Annotated in this window: 17 protein-coding genes; 4 read left to right on the plus strand and 13 right to left on the minus strand. The window is 53.7% G+C overall.

What is annotated here, in order from left to right:
- Positions 1-9: 9 nt before the first annotated feature.
- The 3 genes from WC184_03405 to WC184_03415 all read right to left on the minus strand — a co-directional run bounded on the left by WC184_03405 (position 10) and on the right by WC184_03415 (position 3704).
- Positions 10-1482 carry a VWA domain-containing protein gene (locus WC184_03405; GenBank protein MFA7476925.1) on the minus strand — a complete coding sequence of 491 codons (1473 nt, stop codon included), beginning with the start codon at positions 1480-1482 and terminating at the stop codon, positions 10-12.
- A gap of 18 nt (positions 1483-1500) precedes the next feature.
- The gene (locus WC184_03410; GenBank protein MFA7476926.1) at positions 1501-2394 is read right to left on the minus strand and encodes a MoxR family ATPase; all 894 of its coding nucleotides are present in this window, start codon (positions 2392-2394) and stop codon (positions 1501-1503) included.
- A gap of 77 nt (positions 2395-2471) precedes the next feature.
- Positions 2472-3704, minus strand: a complete 1233-nt coding sequence (locus WC184_03415; GenBank protein MFA7476927.1) for a glutamate-5-semialdehyde dehydrogenase — start codon at positions 3702-3704, stop codon at positions 2472-2474.
- Positions 3705-3817: 113 nt separating this feature from the next.
- Between WC184_03415 and WC184_03420 the strand changes: the two genes are divergently transcribed.
- Positions 3818-4552: a hypothetical protein gene (locus WC184_03420; protein MFA7476928.1), complete on the plus strand. Its 735-nt coding sequence runs from the start codon at positions 3818-3820 to the stop codon at positions 4550-4552.
- Between the two features lie 43 nt (positions 4553-4595).
- Here the strand turns inward: WC184_03420 and WC184_03425 are convergent, their stop codons facing one another.
- Together WC184_03425 and WC184_03430 are read right to left on the minus strand one after the other, a co-directional pair.
- On the minus strand, positions 4596-6197 hold the full coding sequence (locus tag WC184_03425; GenBank protein MFA7476929.1) for a diguanylate cyclase: 1602 nt from the start codon (positions 6195-6197) through the stop codon (positions 4596-4598).
- 38 nt (positions 6198-6235) lie between these two features.
- Entirely contained in the window at positions 6236-7834 is a 1599-nt protein-coding gene (locus tag WC184_03430; GenBank protein MFA7476930.1) for a sensor domain-containing diguanylate cyclase, read from the minus strand.
- Positions 7835-8017: 183 nt separating this feature from the next.
- Between WC184_03430 and WC184_03435 the strand changes: the two genes are divergently transcribed.
- Positions 8018-8860 carry a PspA/IM30 family protein gene (locus WC184_03435; protein MFA7476931.1) on the plus strand — a complete coding sequence of 281 codons (843 nt, stop codon included), beginning with the start codon at positions 8018-8020 and terminating at the stop codon, positions 8858-8860.
- Positions 8861-8863: 3 nt separating this feature from the next.
- Here the strand turns inward: WC184_03435 and proB are convergent, their stop codons facing one another.
- The 6 genes from proB to WC184_03465 form a co-directional block, all read right to left on the minus strand.
- On the minus strand, positions 8864-9958 hold the full coding sequence (proB, locus tag WC184_03440) for a glutamate 5-kinase (GenBank protein MFA7476932.1): 1095 nt from the start codon (positions 9956-9958) through the stop codon (positions 8864-8866).
- A gap of 52 nt (positions 9959-10010) precedes the next feature.
- On the minus strand, positions 10011-11318 hold the full coding sequence (gene obgE / locus WC184_03445; GenBank protein MFA7476933.1) for a GTPase ObgE: 1308 nt from the start codon (positions 11316-11318) through the stop codon (positions 10011-10013).
- A 73-nt stretch (positions 11319-11391) separates the two neighbouring features.
- The gene (locus WC184_03450; GenBank protein MFA7476934.1) at positions 11392-13032 is read right to left on the minus strand and encodes a Tad domain-containing protein; all 1641 of its coding nucleotides are present in this window, start codon (positions 13030-13032) and stop codon (positions 11392-11394) included.
- 19 nt (positions 13033-13051) lie between these two features.
- Complete coding sequence (locus WC184_03455) at positions 13052-13615, minus strand: TadE/TadG family type IV pilus assembly protein (GenBank protein ID MFA7476935.1); 564 nt, start codon at positions 13613-13615, stop codon at positions 13052-13054.
- A 62-nt stretch (positions 13616-13677) separates the two neighbouring features.
- The gene (locus tag WC184_03460) at positions 13678-14304 is read right to left on the minus strand and encodes a TadE/TadG family type IV pilus assembly protein (protein MFA7476936.1); all 627 of its coding nucleotides are present in this window, start codon (positions 14302-14304) and stop codon (positions 13678-13680) included.
- An 8-nt stretch (positions 14305-14312) separates the two neighbouring features.
- Positions 14313-14777, minus strand: coding sequence for a hypothetical protein (locus tag WC184_03465; protein MFA7476937.1), 465 nt, complete (start codon positions 14775-14777; stop codon positions 14313-14315).
- A gap of 357 nt (positions 14778-15134) precedes the next feature.
- Here WC184_03465 and WC184_03470 point away from each other — a divergent pair, with 357 nt between their 5' ends.
- A complete protein-coding gene (locus tag WC184_03470; protein MFA7476938.1) occupies positions 15135-16271 on the plus strand; it encodes an HD domain-containing protein in 1137 nt (378 codons plus the stop codon).
- Positions 16272-16359: 88 nt separating this feature from the next.
- On the opposite strand, the gene rpmA is transcribed toward WC184_03470, so the two are convergent.
- Positions 16360-16611, minus strand: coding sequence for a 50S ribosomal protein L27 (gene rpmA / locus WC184_03475; protein ID MFA7476939.1), 252 nt, complete (start codon positions 16609-16611; stop codon positions 16360-16362).
- Between the two features lie 2 nt (positions 16612-16613).
- On the minus strand, positions 16614-16922 hold the full coding sequence (rplU, locus tag WC184_03480; GenBank protein ID MFA7476940.1) for a 50S ribosomal protein L21: 309 nt from the start codon (positions 16920-16922) through the stop codon (positions 16614-16616).
- Positions 16923-17015: 93 nt separating this feature from the next.
- On the opposite strand from rplU, the gene WC184_03485 reads away from it, so the two are divergent.
- On the plus strand, positions 17016-17720 hold a 705-nt coding region (locus WC184_03485; protein ID MFA7476941.1), incomplete at its 3' end, for a class I SAM-dependent methyltransferase.

Raw genomic sequence — 17720 nt, forward strand, 5'->3', positions numbered from 1 at the left:
GAGCTTGTATCAAACTAAGTTCTCTACGAACTTCTCCAGCTGGCGCAAGTTTCGCACCTCGTAGGCACCGTCGGCGTGAGCAGCATATTCGCTGACTATCGAGTCGCCGGTATCCCAATAAGACTGCGGTTCGGGATTTAACCAAAACACTTTACGCGCCCGCTTCTTGATCTCTTGGATTATCCAGGCCTGGGAGGCATGGTAATTGTTTCGAGCATCACCAAGAATCAGTACCGTGGTTTTCGGACCGACTTCTTTGCCGTACTTCTCCCAAAAGACCTCAAAAGCGTGCCCGTAGTCGGAGTGTCCATCAACCCAAATCACATCGGCTTCGTTGTTCACCCGATGAATGGCGTCGGTTATGTCTTCCACGCCATCAAAGAAGTCGGTGACTTCGTCAAGCCCGTCGATGAACACAAAGGATCGAACCTTTGAGAACTGCGAGCTGATGGCATAAACCAGATGCAGGGTGAACCGGGCAAAGGCCGCGACCGAACCCGAAATATCGGCGATTACGAAGATCTCGGGTTTCGCTGGACGTGGATACCGGTAACGAAGATCGGCTGGTACCCCACCATAGGAAAGCGAATGGCGTACGGTGTTGCGAAAATCGAGTGGCCCTTTACGGCCGTGGCGGCGTTTACGTGCCAGGCGAACCGCTAACTTACGAGTGAGCGGCTGAATAGCCTTTTTGAGATTCGCCATCTCCTCACGGGAGGCATGCATGAAATCAACGTCTTCAGGCAGAGGCTTCCGCAAGGTTTTAGCCATGGCTTCAGCACCGCGGTCAGCAACCAGCGAACGACGAATTTCGGCTTCGATCTCTTTCTTAAGCTTGTCGATACGAACTTCGAACTCGTCTTTTGCTAAGCGTTCCTCAAGAGGCGTCATACCCGGTGCTGGTGCACGATCACGAGCCTCTTGCATGAGGCGCTCCATAATCCCTTCCAAATCGAGATTACGAAGCGTGCGATACAAATAGTAAGTCCCGCCAACTGGTCGGCCCGGCTCCATGCCGGCAAAACGCTTCACTGACTGACGGGCAATGGCCCGGGTCATGTTTTCGTCGCCGTTTAACAGCGCTCGATAAAGCATTTCGGCTAGCTGCTCGGGGGTCAGGGTGGAACCACCAGAGCCATCACCTTCGCCTTGTTGGTTCACACCTTCAATATCCATGGTGTCAGACGAGCTGTCGCCCTCAGCACCATCTTTATCGATCAGGTATTCCTTACCTCGAAGCGAGAAATACACTTCGAACACGGTTTCAAAGGCCCGCCAGTGACCATCGTTCTTAACGAGGGTGGCCGCTAAGGCGTATTTAACAGTGTCGCGATCTTCGAGCGGAACATGGCGAATAGCGCCCATAGCGTCAATGTGTTCGCTGACACTGACGGGGATACCAGCTTCACGGAGTTGAAAAATAAACCCCGTGAGCAGTTCGAGCATGGGCGAATTGGCAGTTGGGGCGGCGGTGTCAGTCATCGCTCATCCCTCCTTGGATCAAGACTTGGCGGCAGCGAATTCACTGCTGTTGGTTGAGAACTCCTTGATCGCCTTTTCAATGTCCGAGCGATACTTCAACAAAATGTTGAGGGTCTCAATGGCATCTTCAGCCGTAATTTGCTCGATGTTCAACAACATCAACGTGTTGGCCCAGTCGAGGGTTTCAGAGACTGACGGTGCCTTCTTCAAATCAAGCTGACGAATTGAACGCACGATACGAGCAACCTGGTCGGCCAAGCTGTCGCTAATGCCCGGCACCTTGGTCATCACGATTTCTTTTTCGCGTTCCATCTCGGGGTAATCGATATGGAGGAATAGACAGCGTCGCTTCAATGCTTCTGAAAGCTCGCGGGTATTGTTTGAAGTTAGAAAGACCAGCGGAATTTGGGTGGCGCTAATTGTGCCCAATTCGGGAATCGAAACCTGATAGTCAGAGAGGATTTCCAGCAACAAAGCCTCGGTCTCCACCTCTACTCGGTCAATCTCGTCGATTAGAAGCACAACCGGATCTTCCGCACGAATAGCTTCAAGCAAGGGACGAGTCAGCAGAAACTCATCAGAGAAAATATCGTCTTCGAGGTCGTCCCAGGTGCCGTCTTGGTTACGTTCTGATTGGATACGCAACAGCTGCTTCTTGTAGTTCCACTCGAAGAGGGCTTTAGATTCGTCGAGGCCTTCGTAGCACTGCAAGCGAATTAGTCGTGCTCCGAGCATTTCGGCCACTGATTTCGCCAACTGTGTTTTACCCGTTCCAGCAGGACCTTCCACCAAAATCGGTTTCTCAAGCCGGTCAGCTAAAAATACGACTCCGGCAATTCCTTCGTTGGCCAAATAATCGACCTTACCCAAGCCGTCACGGACTTCAGGCACAGATTCAAAGCGATAATCCATGGATTGACCCTATCGAACGAGTTGACTCCGATGTCAATCGAAGACCCAGATTGGTGTTATTAATGTCACTTATGCAGCTAGCCCCGTGTTTGGCCAGTACCCCGAACTACGAACTTGGCGGTGGTCAACTGGCGTAGACCCATGGGGCCCCGAGCATGCAGTTTTTGGGTACTAATGCCAATTTCCGCACCAAAACCGAACTCTTCACCGTCTACGAAACGGGTTGAAGCGTTAACCAAGACGGCGGCGGCATCAACCTCTAGACAGAAACGATCGGCTGAAGCCAAATGTTCAGTGACAATGGCTTCACTGTGCCCAGTCCCGTTGCGCGCAATGTGGCTAATCGCTTCTTCCAGAGAATCAACTACCTTTACGGCAAGTTTCATATCAAGAAATTCGGTGGCGAAATCAGCTTCGGTGGCCTCTTGCATGCCGTCCACCAAAGCGCAAGCACGGTCGTCGCCGACCAGGGTTACGCCCTTCAGGCCTTGGGCGACTTTGGGAATGAAAGCATTGGCGACATCGACATGTACCACCAGATTCTCGGCAGCGTTGCACACCGAGGGCCGCTGCATCTTGGCGTTCAGCACAATGTCATAAGCCATCTCGAGGTTGGCGGATGCATCGACATAAACATGACAGTTGCCATCGCCGTCGATCACATAGGGCACGGTGGCGTTGTCGAGAATGGCCTGAATCAGCGAGGGTCCGCCTCGAGGAATGAGACAATCAACAATGCCTCGCAGCTGCATAAACTGGGTAGCGGCTTCTCGGCTGGTGTCTTCGACTAGGACCACCGAATCGGCGGGTAGACCAGCTTGTTCCATACCTTGACGTAGCACCGCCGCCACGGCCCGGTTCGAGTCGATAGCTCCGGAAGAACCACGCAAGAAGGCGGCGTTGCCCGATTTAATGCAAAGCGCCGCGGCGTCACTGGTTACGTTTGGGCGGTTTTCATAAATGATCGCCACCACCCCTAGTGGTACCCGAACCTGTGAGATGCGTAGGCCGTTAGGGCGTACCCAACCGCCTAGAATTTCGCCTACCGGGTCGGGCAAAGCAGCTACTTGGCGCAGGCCAGAAGCCATGCCAGCAATCTTCTTTTCATCCAAACGCAACCGATCGATAACGGTGGCTGAGACGCCTTCAGAGGTGGCACGCTCAACATCTTTAGCGTTGGCAGCCAAGATCGGAGCGCTGTTTTCAACTAATAAGTCGGCCGCGGCCAACAATGCGGCGTCTTTAGTGGCGGTCGAAGCCGTGGCCAAGACTGAGGCAGCGTCCTTGGCAGCTAAACCGAGTGCTTCCATAGGCGAAGGAGTAATCGAGATAGTCACAATGGCACAGGTTAGCCGCCACCACGGTGAAACAGGCCGTCCGGCCCGACCTGTTCGAAACGCCGCCTTTGCGCGAAACTTGAACGGTGGCCCAACTACCCACCAAAAACGCTCCTTCCTGGTTCCGTGTGCTAGCAGCTCCCTTGCCGTTGGCCCTGGGTGTGGCGGCCTTACTCGTTGGTGTTATTACCGCACGTTCCGCCACAACAATTGTCGCTTTGGTGATCTTTGCCTATCTCGGAGGCTTAGCTTTAACCGCTTTGCTTAGTCGCCCCATCAAAATCGGGGTGAGCAGCATCGACCCTTTTGCTGTTGGTGAACCTTGGCGGCGTTTCGTGCAAAGTGCTCTTGCCACCGAGAAACGCTTCAACGAAGCTTTACGGGCTTCATCGCCGGGGCCGGTGCAAGACCGGCTGCTTAGTGTGCAATCTTCGGTGAGGACCGGGGTCGAAGAGTGTTGGCAGGCCGCCCGACAAGCCCAGGAAGTGTCACAAGCGCGACTGAAGTTGGACGGTTGGGTGCTTAAAACCCGTTACGACCGCTTGGTTTCCGAAGGCAACCACGATGCCGCGGCGTCTACGGCTGCCCAACTCGATTCGCTAAAACGCCTAGATGGCTTGATTGCTGAGGCCAAAGCGGCCTTAGAAGCCCAAACGGCGAAACTGGCTTTAGCGGTGACCACCGCTTCTGAGATGAACGTTGCAAACTCGCGACCTGATGAAGCAACACAGGTGCAATCATCGCTCGAACAAGTAGCTGATGAGCTAGAGGCACTACGCCGGGCACTGGGCGACACCTCAATCACCGACATAGCCGAATAGCAGGTCCAGGCGGGTCATATAGCTGGTATAGCTCTTCTAGCTCTTACAGCTCGACCAAAACCGGCTCGGTTTTCTGGGCTCGTTTGGCGGTGTACATGGCGAAATCAGCAGCGTTAACGACCGTTTCTGCATCAAGACCCGGGCGCTTGGTCCAAACCACTCCAACACTTACTCCGAGCGATCCTTCAGCTAGGGCAGTAATGGGTACTTCCCGGATGGTGGTGATGATTCGGCTAGCTACTTCGAGGGCGTGGCGCGGTTCGGCTAAGTCGGGGCACAGAACCACGAATTCATCACCGCCGATTCTCCCGACCTGGTCGTTGGAGCGTATGGCGGTGTTAATTTTGCTGGCCACATGGCGCAGTAGCCGGTCTCCAGCCGAATGGCCGAGCCGGTCGTTGATCGCTTTGAAACCATCAAGATCTGCGAATAACACAGCCATACCACGTGAGTAGGCGGGCACCTGGTTTAGTTCGTCACTAATGGCCTGATAAATCGATTCCCGGTTCATTGAACCCGTCAGAGCGTCGTATGAAGCGCGCATTTCTAAGTCGCGTCGACGAATCACTTCGGCTGTGGTGTCAGTTACGGTGACCACGACCCCACTCACCTCGTTACGTCGACCACGGAGAGGGCGGAAAGCGAGCTTCACATATCGTTCACGGCTCAGATGCGGAGCACAAAATCGTGCCAAAGTATTGGCATCGCTGCCTGCTAAGGCTTGTTGCATGGCTTCAACTACTTGGGCTTGATCATCGGTATGGAACTGATCGAGCGCAAAGGCGTTCTCAACGTCTGCTGGAATATCGAGCATCTGAAAGAGACGATCATTTAGGAAAGTCACGTTCAGGTTGGAGTCGAAATGCAACACCCCAACCGGCAAGACATCCGTTAAGCGAGCCAACAGCTCAGTAGTGGAATACAGATCCTCCAAGGCCACCATTTCAGCGTCAATATCGAGCATTTCGGTGGCGATATGGGGGTTAACCGACTTTCGCAGGTAATTTGTGTCGGTAAATTCCATCCAGCGCCAACCATTCGATTTGGTTCGCACTCGAGCACGCCAACGAACATGCCCACCGGTTTCCCGAAAGACCGCCTCATACCAGCTCGCAATGGCACGGTTTCGATCGTCGGGATGGATGAACATGGCGATGTCTTGTTCTTGAATCTCATGAAGACTGAAACCCAAGATTCTGCTTAATGCGGCGTCGGCCTCAACCACTCGGGCGTCACGGTCGCGGATGAAGCGCGAGTAGCGTTCTTTCCGTTCCGGCTCAACATAAACAAAGGATTCGACATCTGGAACTTCATGACAACCGGGTGCTATTAACACCACACAAACACCATGTTGTGCGGTTAATTCAAAGATGAAACAGGTAGCGACTTGGTCTTGTCGATCTTCAATCAGCTGACGGTTGACGCCACCGACACCGACATGCAAAAACTGGTTGACCGAAGCAGACCGAAATCTGCGTCCTACCAAGTCAACACCAGCATGTGCCCAAGATGGAACGTTTGCCTGCACCCCAAGGCTGGCGGGCATTTCAACAATAATGCCGACCGTATCCACGGCAGCTACCTGGGCGTCAGGGTGTTGTTGCAAGAGCTGTTTTAGAAGATCCTCTGGCGTTGCGGCGGTCATTTCAACACGGCTGCCTTAATGGGGGCAAGATTCGGCACCTAAAGCACAGCCAACTGAGGTTCACGGCTCAAAGTTCGCTTCGAGGCATACATTTCAGCGTCGGCTCGATCCACAATTTCCTCGACTGTAATATCAGCCCGACGAGACCAGGCGGCGCCAACGCTAATAGTGATCGATCCCAGCGCCAGGTTTTTCACCGAAATTTGTTTTACCAATTTCGTTATACGTTCGGCTATTTCGAGGGCATGGTCTGGCGAGGGAAGATCGGGACACAAGATCAAGAATTCGTCGCCTCCCAAGCGACCCACTTTGTCGTGTGAACGCACCCCGGAATTGATGGCGGCCGAAACTTCGCGTAGCAGATCATCGCCTGCTGAATGGCCTAGTTCGTCGTTGATGATCTTTAGCTTGTCAACGTCGGCAAACAGTACCGCTAAACCGCGTGAGGAACCACCAATGGTCTCAAGCTCTTCGGCCACGGCTTGGTATATCGATTCTCGGTTCAAACAACCAGTAAGCGCATCGTAGGAAGCACGCCGTTCTAAGGCTTTGCGACGCAGCACATCGGAAGTGATGTTCTGAATTGTGACCACAATGCCCGTCACTTCTCCCGTCCGGTTGCGAAGAGACCGCACTGACAAACTGACATGGAGTTCGGGATGAGTGCTTGAAGCCTGGAAGCCGGCGGTTAAGTCACTATCAATGCCTCGCAGCCCATCTTCCATCGCGGTTGCTACTTTGCGACGATCTTTTTTGTGGAAGCGGGTGATATCGGGCTGTTCGTCGTAGTTTCGCTCGATATTGAACATTTCGAAAATACGATCGTTGAGATAAGTGATCTGAAGATCACGATCAAAATGCAGCACACCCACCGGCAGAATGTCGGTAAGGCGTTCTAGCAGTTCCCGACTTTCATAAAGCTCCTCTAAAGCCTGAACTTCGGTAGAAATATCAACCATTTCCACCAAAACGTGTGGCTGCTCATCATTGTGTAGATGGTTGGAAACGGTGAATTCAACCCATAGCCAGTCGCCAGCTTTGGTTTGTACCCGAGCTCGCCAACGTTCGGGTTGCGAGGTTTCTTTGAACAAGACCTTGTACCAGTTGGCAATGGTCAGGTTTTTATAATCTTCATGCACCAGGGCCGTGATGTTTAGCGATAGCTGTTCTTCGGCACTGTATCCTAAGAAAGACGGGAACTTGGGGTCGAGCCCCGTAACGTTGCCTTGACGATCATGAAAGACTCGGCAATATCTAGGTTCTACATGTCGTTCTTCGTGGCTGAATACCTTGACGCCGGGGTGCAACTCTTCACCGTCGATCGACACCACCACGCATAGGCGATACTTCTGAGTTAAATCGAAAACATAGACCACACGAGGTTGGCCATCTCGACCGATTAGGCGTTGTTGGTTGACTTGGCCGGGCCTTACGTAAACAAATTGGTTAACCATGGCCGCCCGCGAGGTGGCGTGCACCAAATCGACACTGGCCTTAGCATCAGCAGGCATGTTGGGCGTTATCCCAAGCTCTTCGGGCATCTCCACGATCGCGCCGATAGTCCCGATGGCGACGACTTCAGCATCAGGATTTCTTTCTAAGAGCTCTCGTAGCGTGTTTTCGGTGGGATCCATCATTACTGCACGCCAGGTCGCCCAAGGGCCCTTAGTGGGGCTTTCTATATAGGACAGACATATATACCCATATCGGCCAGCGTGATTTCATCATAAGGACTCGGCATAAACACCTCGACACTTGAACGATTACCCCACATACGTACCAGCCCTGCGAAAGTTCGATGGTGCGAGTAACATCGTAGTATGATCAAGCTCCTTAAGCGCTGGTGGAACTACACTACGGCTCGCCTAACCGGAAAATTTGAAGCGAACGCCGATCCGAAGGTGCAACTACAGCAGGCCATTACCGAAGCCCAAGATCAGCATCGCCGGTTAAAAGACCAAGCCGCGAATGTTATCGCCAACCAAAAACAAACAGAAATTCGTTTGTCGCGTTCGCTGGATGAATACGAGAAGGTTACCGCTAATGCTCGCCAGGCCGTGCTAATGGCTGACCAAGCGAGCAAAGAGGGCGACGAGAAGAAGGTGTTGGAATACACCAGCGCCGCCGAATCTTTCGCGACTCGCATGATTAGCTTGGAAACCGAAATTGAAGACTTGAAGGCGCTTCATCTTCAGGCCAGCCAAGCGTCTGACCAGGCCAAGTCGGCTGTTGAACAGAACTCGTTGTTGTTGCAAAAGAAGCTTTCCGAGCGCCAAAAACTTCTGGGACAGCTTGACCAGGCCGACATGCAAGACCGTATGAACAACGCTATGGCCTCACTATCTGAGACCGTGGGCGAAGATGTGCCGACCTTCAACGAGGTCCGTGAAAAGATTGAAGCCCGCTATGCCAAAGCCCAGAGCGTGGCCGAGTTGTCGAGTTCGACCGTTGAATCGAAAATGTTGGAGATTGAACAAGCCGCCCGAAACATTGAAGCCAAAACTCGCTTAGACGAAATTCGGGGTCAATTAGGTTTAGGTGAAGGCCAATCGACCGCTGGTGAAATTGCCGAAACATCTAATGACAGTGCGGCCAACAGCGCCACTGAAGCCACGAACAACGGCGAGACAAGCCAAGCTGAAAATACTGAAAGCAACAACTAGGTGTTAGGGCAAGATCACTAGGTTGTCGCGGTGAATCACCTCGTGAGCTACTTCTTCAGGTAGTTCACCGGTATGTAACCCCATTGCTGCGGCCGCCACCGCGCTAGACACCCCCGCCAAGCCACGGGCAAAAACGCGGCCGTTATTGTCGGAGATTTCCACAATGTCATCTAGTTGAAATTCGCCCGAGACGGCTACTACTCCCGCTGGTAGAAGCGAGCTTTGGCTAGTTTCCAGCGCCCTACGAGCACCAGCGTCTACCTGAATTCGGCCTGCCACTCCCCCGGCGAAAGCAATCCACAATTTACGGGCGCTTAGGTGGCTGGTCTTGGGATGCACAATTGTGCCGACACCGGGAGTAGCGGCCATGGCATCGCTTAACACGTCGGAGCGGTTGGCGTTAGCTATTACCGTGCGTACCCCGCTGGCTGAAGCGATTTTGGCAGCCGCCAACTTTGAGGCCATGCCACCACTGCCTCGCACGGTGCCAGCACCCCCCGCTATTTGTTCCAGTTCGGGTGTGATTTCGTGAACCTCTTCAATCAACGTGGCGTTGGGGTCGCTGCGGGGATCGGCGCTTAGAAGTCCGGGCGCGTCGGTTAACAAAACCAGGGTTTCGGCCTTCACTAAATGCGCTACTAGCGCCGCCAGGCGATCGTTGTCGCCGAAGCGAATTTCATCGTCTGCGATGGCATCATTCTCGTTGATGACTGGCACCACGCCCAGCTCTAGAAGCCGGGTTAAGGTACTGCGGGCGTGCAGGTATTGCTGGCGCACCATGAAATCTAGAGGAGCTAGAAGAACTTGGGCACCAATCAGGCCCACGTTGTGGAGGACATCGTCGTACACTCGCATTAGCTGGCTCTGGCCAATGGCTGAAACGGCTTGGAGGGTTCGGCTGTCGCGAGGTCGTCGGTCGCCACCTAAGCCCAAACTGGGAAGACCGGCCGCGATAGCACCCGAGGTGACCACCACAACTTGGTTCCCGGCCGCTTTAATCAAGGCGATTTCAGCGCACAGCTTTTCGATAGCACCCTTAGCGATGGTTCCTTGTTCATTTGTTATTGACGAGGTACCAATTTTGGCAACAACAATCACGCCCTAAGCATTGTCGAAAGCAGGGGTGCCCGTCAGTTTCTAGTGCTGATGACTAAAAGTCTGGTTCGTATTCAAAACTGAGTTTACCGATGTAAACGGTGTCGCCTGCTTCCGCTCCGGCACGGGCCAGGGCTTTGTTGACGCCGATACGTTTTAGCTGGTGTTGAGCGTAATCAAGAGCATCGGGGTTGGTGAGGTCAGAAAGATTTACCGCTCTTAGGGCTTTGCGGCCCAGCACCACATAGCCGCCATCATCGCTTCTTACCACTTCGATACCCTCGCCCGCCGGGCGGTGAATAATAAAGGAACCATCACCGGTTGACTCGTCGGTTTCGGTGCGAGATTGCTCGACGAGCTTTCGCACTTCCCCTAGTAGCTGAGGGATGCCCGCACCGGTGATAGACGAAACAACGAGACCTTCAAAGGGCGCTTCGGTATCACCATCGTCGGTATCGTTATCGTTGGCTGTGTCGCTGGGATTGTGGGCAATGAGCTCAGCCAGATCGGCACGAGAGCCGATTGAAAGGCGAGGGCGCTCAAGCAGTTCGGGGCGGTATTCCCCTAGTTCGCGAAGCAGAACAGCTTCTTGAGCACGGGGCGATACGCCTTCACTACTGGCTAAATCGAGGAGCAGAACCAAGCCACGGGCACGTTCGATGTGTCGCAAGAACTGGTGACCGAGGCCTTTGCCTTGGGCCGCACCTTCAATCAAACCCGGAATGTCAGCCACCACGATTTCGAAGCCATCATCGAATCGAACCACGCCAAGGTTGGGTTCAAGGGTGGTGAAGGGATAATCGGCGATCTTTGGTTTAGCTGCTGAAATTCGCGAGATGAGGGTGCTTTTTCCAACGTTTGGAAAGCCCACCAAAGCTATATCGGCCATGAGTTTTAACTCGAGGCGTAGCCAGCGCTCTTCGCCATGTTCACCCTGTTCAGCAAAGGTTGGTACCCGGCGACGTTGCGATTTGAAGCTGGCGTTGCCACGACCCCCTCGACCACCTTCGGCGGCTAGATAACGGTCGCCGTGTTTGGTTAGGTCGGCTAGCGGGTTGCCGTCATAGTCGAGAATAACGGTGCCTTCGGGCACTGGAACGTCGAGGCTGGCCCCTTGGGAGCCGTGGCGCTTTTGGCCTTCACCGTGACGGCCGTTTTCGGCACGGCGGTGTGGATAGTCGCGATAGGCCAATAACGAAGCGACGTTGTGGTCAGCCACGAACCAAACATCGCCACCCTTGCCGCCGTCTCCACCGTCGGGGCCGCCCATTGGAACATGGGCTTCACGTCGCATTGACACCGCGCCAGCGCCACCATCGCCACCGCGGACGTTAATAGAACATTCATCGACAAATTGCGACATAGTGCTCTAGCTTAGGCGTGCATAGTGACATCCCCCTATTGGCGATTCCCACCTGCCAACTAGGTAGTGCATACTATTCGACAAGGCGTACCGGGTTACCTCGAACGCCGACCGACCAGGTAGTACGGTCAGTTACGGTTTTGTCACCGCTGAATTTGTACTCAACTCGCCACCATGTACGCCCGCCGTAGGCTTCTTCAATATTCGGCGGTAGTTGTACCTCAAGGCGCAGTTGCCGCTCGTTAAACAAATATTCTGACAGACGATTAGAACCAGGAGGATTTCCCGTACCACCAACATTTACCACAGTACGGTTGTTAAACGGCCCCCAACCTCCTGACGGGTCATTTTCTTCAGCGAAGCGCTGGACAACACGGTAGGTGAATGTGGCGTAATTGTTAGCTGGGTCCACCAGACGAAGGGTGTCTCCACCTTCGCCGGGATCATAAAGGTCGATTACCAGAGTCTTACCACTATGTTCTTGACCAATAGAGGCTAAGAAGAACTGTGCTGTTGAGCCCTGTGAACCGGCATAGACAGATAAATTCTCAAAAGCGAAAACGTTTGGACAATTTTCTGGCTGCACACCGGTTGCCGTGACTTGCAAAGTTGGATCACTCTCAAATGGATCTGATGAGCATGCAACAAAGCTGTTGCCCGTTCGCGCGCGAAGCGCAAAGTTATTTAAGTTTCCTCGAGCCGTATTAGACGTATGGTTCGAGGATTGAACTTGGACTCCATATATAGAACCAGGTTTAGGGTCGTTGATAGTGGCCAGGGCTTTCCACCCACCACGCCAACCATCACGGTCACCCACTAAACGGCAATCACCTGTTTGTTGATTACCTGTCACACCAACCAAAGTGTGTCGTTGTAACACTTGGCCTTCAAATGGGTTCGGTGCCGGAGAGCGAACCGTGTAGGTGGTTGTGAAACTTGAATTACCTAGTCGGGGAAGATCGAGATAGCCGGTTGTTGTGTTCGCGTTGCACATAGGCGCATCGAATACCTCGATCACCATAGAACCACCGCGGTAATCGTCATCGACCTTCACACCATAGATGTAGCCGTCGGGATTGTATGTAGGGTTAGCCCGTGTGCCCGGATTGCATTGGTTGTTAATACCATACGAACCCAACCATTGCGTCGCTACGAGGTCACCATCTTCTGTCAATGCACAGGGGCTGTTAATTGATAAAAAGAACTCCTCCTTCACGGCATCAACCGGAAGTCCACTTTCCCAATACTCAAGGGTTCCAGTACCCAGAAAGTTGCGCGGGCTGCCCATGCGTACCGCTGGTACATACTCGGCTGTTGAGGATCGAGTAATCGATACATCGCTACGAAACATCGCCGTGAGATACTGCGGAACGTTGGGATCAGTGATGGTGACTTTAACCTGATCGGCACCGGTTTGCTCAGAACTAATAATGATGCCGTTTACACCCGCGGTTATTCCATTCTGAGCGGCCACCGAGTGAGCCGCGGCCTCGGCTGCCGTCATACCACGCGGGAGCGCCGCGGCTGCAGCTAGTGCCGCGGAGTCTGCTGTGCGTTGGATAGTTACAGCCCGGCTATACCACGACCCTGCATCGACAGCTAGACCGGCGAACGCGAGTAATGGCACCAAGATGAACGCCGTAAAGGCTGTGACGTAACCCGCCTGGCACAGAGGTTTATCTTTGGGAAGTCGGAAAATCTGTTTAGCGAACATTGTCAATCCTCAGAAGCAGTCAACAACGTGAGTGCCCTACAGCGCAGGGCTCAATTTCATAAACTGCGTAGCGCTCAATTTGCACGGTCACCGGCAACAAATTGGTTACAGACTTATAAGTTGCTGTTACGTGAACACCAATGCGCGTTTGGTTGTACTCTTCACGGGGTCTGGACACTGGACACCATGCTCGATCCCATGACGACGACGAGCAGGCTGGATTGGCAGATGTCCCACCCGTAAAGCCCACGGGGGTGGTCGTCCGCACCTGATCACCAGAGTAAAAATTACAGAGATTGCTTCGTGATGCTGCCCTGCAATTGTCGGGGACCGTGCCATCAGTTCCCGTGGCGTTGTAAATAACAACGCTGTCAACTTTTATCCCAGGTAGCCCACGCGTTACAGCGTCAACCGCTCGCAGTGCTTCAAAGTCGGCGAAGCGACCATTGCCACCTGCTGAAGCGGAACGGCCACCCATTTGAACGGCTCGTTCTATTGAAGTGGTTTGGTGCCAAGCATTCCCGTATTCGAGCACCCCTAAGGCCAACATAATTAGAACTGGTGCCAACAGAGCAAACTCCACGAGAACCGCACCTTGGTCACTGGATTTCTTAATCTTTCTTTGCAATCGACTGGGCAACCTGATCATCCAAGACCTCCGAGTTCCAAGTCACTTGGCTCAAGCCTCACAACGCTTGCCTGTTCGATGGTGAATTCTTTGGCAAATAATCCAGTCAGGCCCGGCCGTTGAATACGAATCCAAACTCCAAGGTATTCAATGTCAAATACAGTCGGCCCATTCTTGCGTGTGTATGGTGCCCACGGGCACGCCCGCCCGGAAGGGCATTCAAAGAACGCAGCGTTATTGTCAGAGCTTTGAATTGCTAAAAATGCGTTGCCGGGATCGTAGACATTGCAAAGCCCGGGCACCGAGACTCCATTTTTACATTCATTTGTTATCTGGGACGTGGGACTGCCTGCGCCCGGTCCTTGAGCTTTAAACACGACAATGCGATCAACCCATTCAACGGGAATTGCGCCCAAACTTTGACGTACAGCTCGGATGATTTCAAAATCCGCACTTACGTTAGTTGGTGTCGGTCGAGGACCTAATATGGCACCCATCCGTGCTCCACTACCGGCAGCATCAGCGGCAGTTAAGGTGTCTCGATATACCAAGCCAAATTCTATGATTCCAAAGATCAACGCAAAGAAGACCGGCGTAATCAACGCCGTTTCTAGCATCGCGGCACCCCGATCACCGAGTCGCATTAGCCTAATCATTGATTAAATTCCGCGTGCCAAACTGGAGGGAAGACGGCCGCGGGCGTGTAACGAACATCAGTAATGCTTATTCTTGCTTTTGGCACATCTGGATAGACCACTATCGATATCTCGCAGCGACCTTCGTCGTCAGTCGTACACGTTGCTGGCCAGGTGCTTTGAGGATCAAATTGAGTTGGGTTATAGGGATCAGCAAATTCAATTAACGCAAGCACTTCAACACCTGCAATACCTGGCTGCTCGTCGGTGGGCGGTTCTTGGATTACCCCTGTTTGAATCTGAAGTGGAAGCGTGATCTTCCAGCCGTTAGGGTCATTCTCTTTCTTGCCTACTCCGAGTACGAGTGTGGGCGGTGGTTCACCGACCGGCGGTGCCATGGTTGGTGGGGTGACTCCAGGATCAGGAAAGCTGATCGCCTCGGGGATAGGTGAATAACCACACCCAGCTGGTGGGGGCCGCATCGATACACAGTCGGCCTGGTTATTAACTTCCGTCTCCGCCGAGCTTTGTAGAAGATTTATTGCTCCAATAGAGCCCACAACTATTAGTGCTAATACCAGTGCGTATTCAACAAGAGTGGCGCCACGATCGTTCCTTAAACGCGGTGGGGTCGCGTTTGTGCTTTCAGTGCCACGGAAGCATACCGCTATTCGCTTTTGCCTCTTTGTGACCACGTGGCCTCCCAGCAATCCACCGGCCAAGCAAAATACAGCACCGAAACAGCCGTGCCGTAATACTACACCGTAAAACATGATGATCGTCAGAGGAATCTTAAACCTTAACCCTTTTATGCTGAAAGGGCCTCTAACCTGGTTTAGGTGAGTTCTTCAAAACGAACAACCGCTTGGGCTGCCACAATGCACGGACACAGTGCGGGCGAGCTGAGCGAGGCCCACGCTGACACGCATGTAAGAATTAAGCCAAACGAACTATATGATCGCCGAGCCCGCGAGGCTTTCGAGGCTGAATGGTTGGTACCAGGTGCCACTCAAGCCAATGGCGCCGGAAACCGGACCATTCCTGAAGAGCCCGACGAAACTCGCACTTGTTTCGAACGAGATCGCGACCGCATTTTGCATGGAACAACAGCTTTTCGCCGCCTGGCAGGTAAAACCCAGGTCTTCGTATTTCCTGAGGACCATCAGCGCACTCGGCTAACCCACGCTTTGGAAGTAACCCAGGTAGCCACCTCAGTAGCTAGAGCCATTCGGTTAAATGTGGCACTAACGGAAGCCATTGCGCTGGGGCATGACTGCGGGCACGGACCCGGCGGTCACGCTTCTGAAGACGCTTTTAGCCAATACCTAGACGGTGGATACGACCACGCGGTTTGGGGCGCTGACGTAGTGCTTCAACCTTTGAATCTGTGTGCCGAAACCTTAGATGGAATTCGTAACCACTCGTGGTCGAGGCCCGCTCCATCGACCCCAGAAGGCGAAGTGGTCTCATGGGCTGATCGGATTGCCTATGTCTGCCACGATTTTGAAGATGCGGTGCACGTTGGAATTGTGAAGCCTTCCGAGTTGCCTCCACTAGTGCGTCAAGTATGTGGCGAAACGCGCCGAGAGCAGCTGCATACCTTCATCGCGGCTCTCAGTAATACCGCCATTGCCACCGGGCGTATCGGCATGGACGCTCAAACGGCCGAAGCGTTGGCCGAGTTTCGCCGCTTCAATTACGAAAATATCTACATGCGCCCCGAGTCGGTTTTACAAGGAAACCAGGTCATTGCCGTTCTGCAGGCGTTGGTGGAATATTACGCCGCCGACCCTACCCGCCTACCGGCGGATCAACAGCCAAACGAACTTACACCGAACCACGCCGAAAGCTTTCGTGCCGCCGTGACCTATGTGGGCGGCATGACTGACCGATACGCCTTTGGGCACGCTGTCGATCTTCTAGATTGGGATCCAAGAAACCTACCCACCGGCGTTGATGTGCGTGGCCTAACCTAAGAGCGCAACAGCTTCGTAGGTAGGGCAAAACAAACTTAGGCAGCCTCACTCGGCTGCCTAAGAACAAAACTACTTTGGTGTTTAATTACTAGTCGGTGACTATGTCGACCAGTTTACGACCTTTGCGCTGACCGAACTTCACCTTGCCGCCGCTTAGCGCAAACAACGTGTCGTCACGACCACGACCTACGTTCTCACCAGGATGAACCTTGGTGCCGCGCTGGCGAACCAGAATTGAACCGGCGGTCACCACAGTGCCGTCGAAAGCCTTTACACCCAGGCGTTGGGCATTTGAATCGCGACCGTTGCGGGTTGAACCGCCGCCTTTAGTCTTTGACATGTTTAACCCCTAGCGATCTTCGTGATTTCGATGGTGGCGTATTGCTGACGATGACCCCAGCGACGACGAATGTTCGAGCTTGACTTGTAGGTGAACCCGGTAATCTTCGGGCCTTTGGTTTCGCCTACAATTTTAGCGGAAACCGAAGCACCAGCGAGCTCGGCTGGAGTAGACAGCACCGTATCGCCATCGACTAGCAGCACCGGCTGCAGCGAGACTTCGGAATCGACAGCACCAAGGCGCTCGACGTTGAGCTGCTGGCCCTGCTCGACCCGATATTGCTTACCACCGGTCTTAATGACTGCATACATAGGAGTTAGATGTTAGACGTAGATCACGGCCTTTGGCTACTTAGCGCCGGTAATTCCCGTATGCTGGGCTCTGGCGCAAAGGTGGAGGCGTAAATGGGTCGTTGGAACGACAAGGTAGTACCGGTGTTGGTAGACAAAATGGCGAGCTCGCCAGAGATTTCAGCACTGCGTAAACAGGTGCTGTCTACCGCCCATGGCGACGTACTGGAAATCGGTTTCGGGTCGGGCCTGAACCTGGCTCATTACCCCCCGTCCGTTACGAAGATCATCGCAGTAGAACCATCACTCAAGGCCCGCCGCATGGCGCAACAACGAATGGAGCGCGACCAGCCACCGGTAGAGTTTGTGGGTCTCGACGGTCAGAACCTTCCCCTAGCCAACCAATCGGTTGACACGGTGGTGTCTACCTTCACGCTGTGCACTATTCCCGACCCGTCAAAAGCCTTAAGTGAAGCTGCCCGGGTACTCAAACCGGGCGGGCAAATTCATATTCTCGAACACGGGCTTTCAGCAAAACGCTCCGCTGCTAAGTGGCAGCACCGCTTAAGCCCTGTGCAAGAGGCACTGTTTGGGGGCTGCCACCTAGATCGCCAAATGGAAAAGTTGGTGGAAGAAGCTGGTTACCGGTTGGTGTTCTCCAACCAGCGCCCGCTGCCGGGGTCAATTTACCTGGGCAACCTCTACGAAATAATTGCGTCACCAAAATCCCCCCCCCCCCCCCCCGGGGGGCGCGGGGGGGGGGGGGCCCCCGTGATCTTAAAATCTCAACTCCTCGTCAGGCCCCCAGCCCGCACCAAA

The sequence above is a fragment of the Acidimicrobiia bacterium genome, assembly GCA_041676705.1.
GTDB lineage: Bacteria > Actinomycetota > Acidimicrobiia > Acidimicrobiales > SKKL01 > Actinomarinicola.

What these genes read in the sequence shown, in the direction of transcription:
- WC184_03450 (MFA7476934.1), bottom strand. Translation starts at nt 13,032, where the DNA reads ATGTTCGCTAAACAGATTTTCCGACTTCCCAAAGATAAACCTCTGTGC.
- WC184_03430 (MFA7476930.1), bottom strand. Translation starts at nt 7,834, where the DNA reads ATGATGGATCCCACCGAAAACACGCTACGAGAGCTCTTAGAAAGAAAT.
- WC184_03465 (MFA7476937.1), bottom strand. Translation starts at nt 14,777, where the DNA reads ATGCGGCCCCCACCAGCTGGGTGTGGTTATTCACCTATCCCCGAGGCG.
- WC184_03405 (MFA7476925.1), bottom strand. Translation starts at nt 1,482, where the DNA reads ATGACTGACACCGCCGCCCCAACTGCCAATTCGCCCATGCTCGAACTG.
- rplU (MFA7476940.1), bottom strand. Translation starts at nt 16,922, where the DNA reads ATGTATGCAGTCATTAAGACCGGTGGTAAGCAATATCGGGTCGAGCAG.
- obgE (MFA7476933.1), bottom strand. Translation starts at nt 11,318, where the DNA reads ATGTCGCAATTTGTCGATGAATGTTCTATTAACGTCCGCGGTGGCGAT.
- WC184_03435 (MFA7476931.1), top strand. Translation starts at nt 8,018, where the DNA reads ATGATCAAGCTCCTTAAGCGCTGGTGGAACTACACTACGGCTCGCCTA.
- WC184_03410 (MFA7476926.1), bottom strand. Translation starts at nt 2,394, where the DNA reads ATGGATTATCGCTTTGAATCTGTGCCTGAAGTCCGTGACGGCTTGGGT.
- rpmA (MFA7476939.1), bottom strand. Translation starts at nt 16,611, where the DNA reads ATGTCAAAGACTAAAGGCGGCGGTTCAACCCGCAACGGTCGCGATTCA.
- WC184_03460 (MFA7476936.1), bottom strand. Translation starts at nt 14,304, where the DNA reads ATGCGACTCGGTGATCGGGGTGCCGCGATGCTAGAAACGGCGTTGATT.
- WC184_03425 (MFA7476929.1), bottom strand. Translation starts at nt 6,197, where the DNA reads ATGACCGCCGCAACGCCAGAGGATCTTCTAAAACAGCTCTTGCAACAA.
- WC184_03415 (MFA7476927.1), bottom strand. Translation starts at nt 3,704, where the DNA reads ATGGAAGCACTCGGTTTAGCTGCCAAGGACGCTGCCTCAGTCTTGGCC.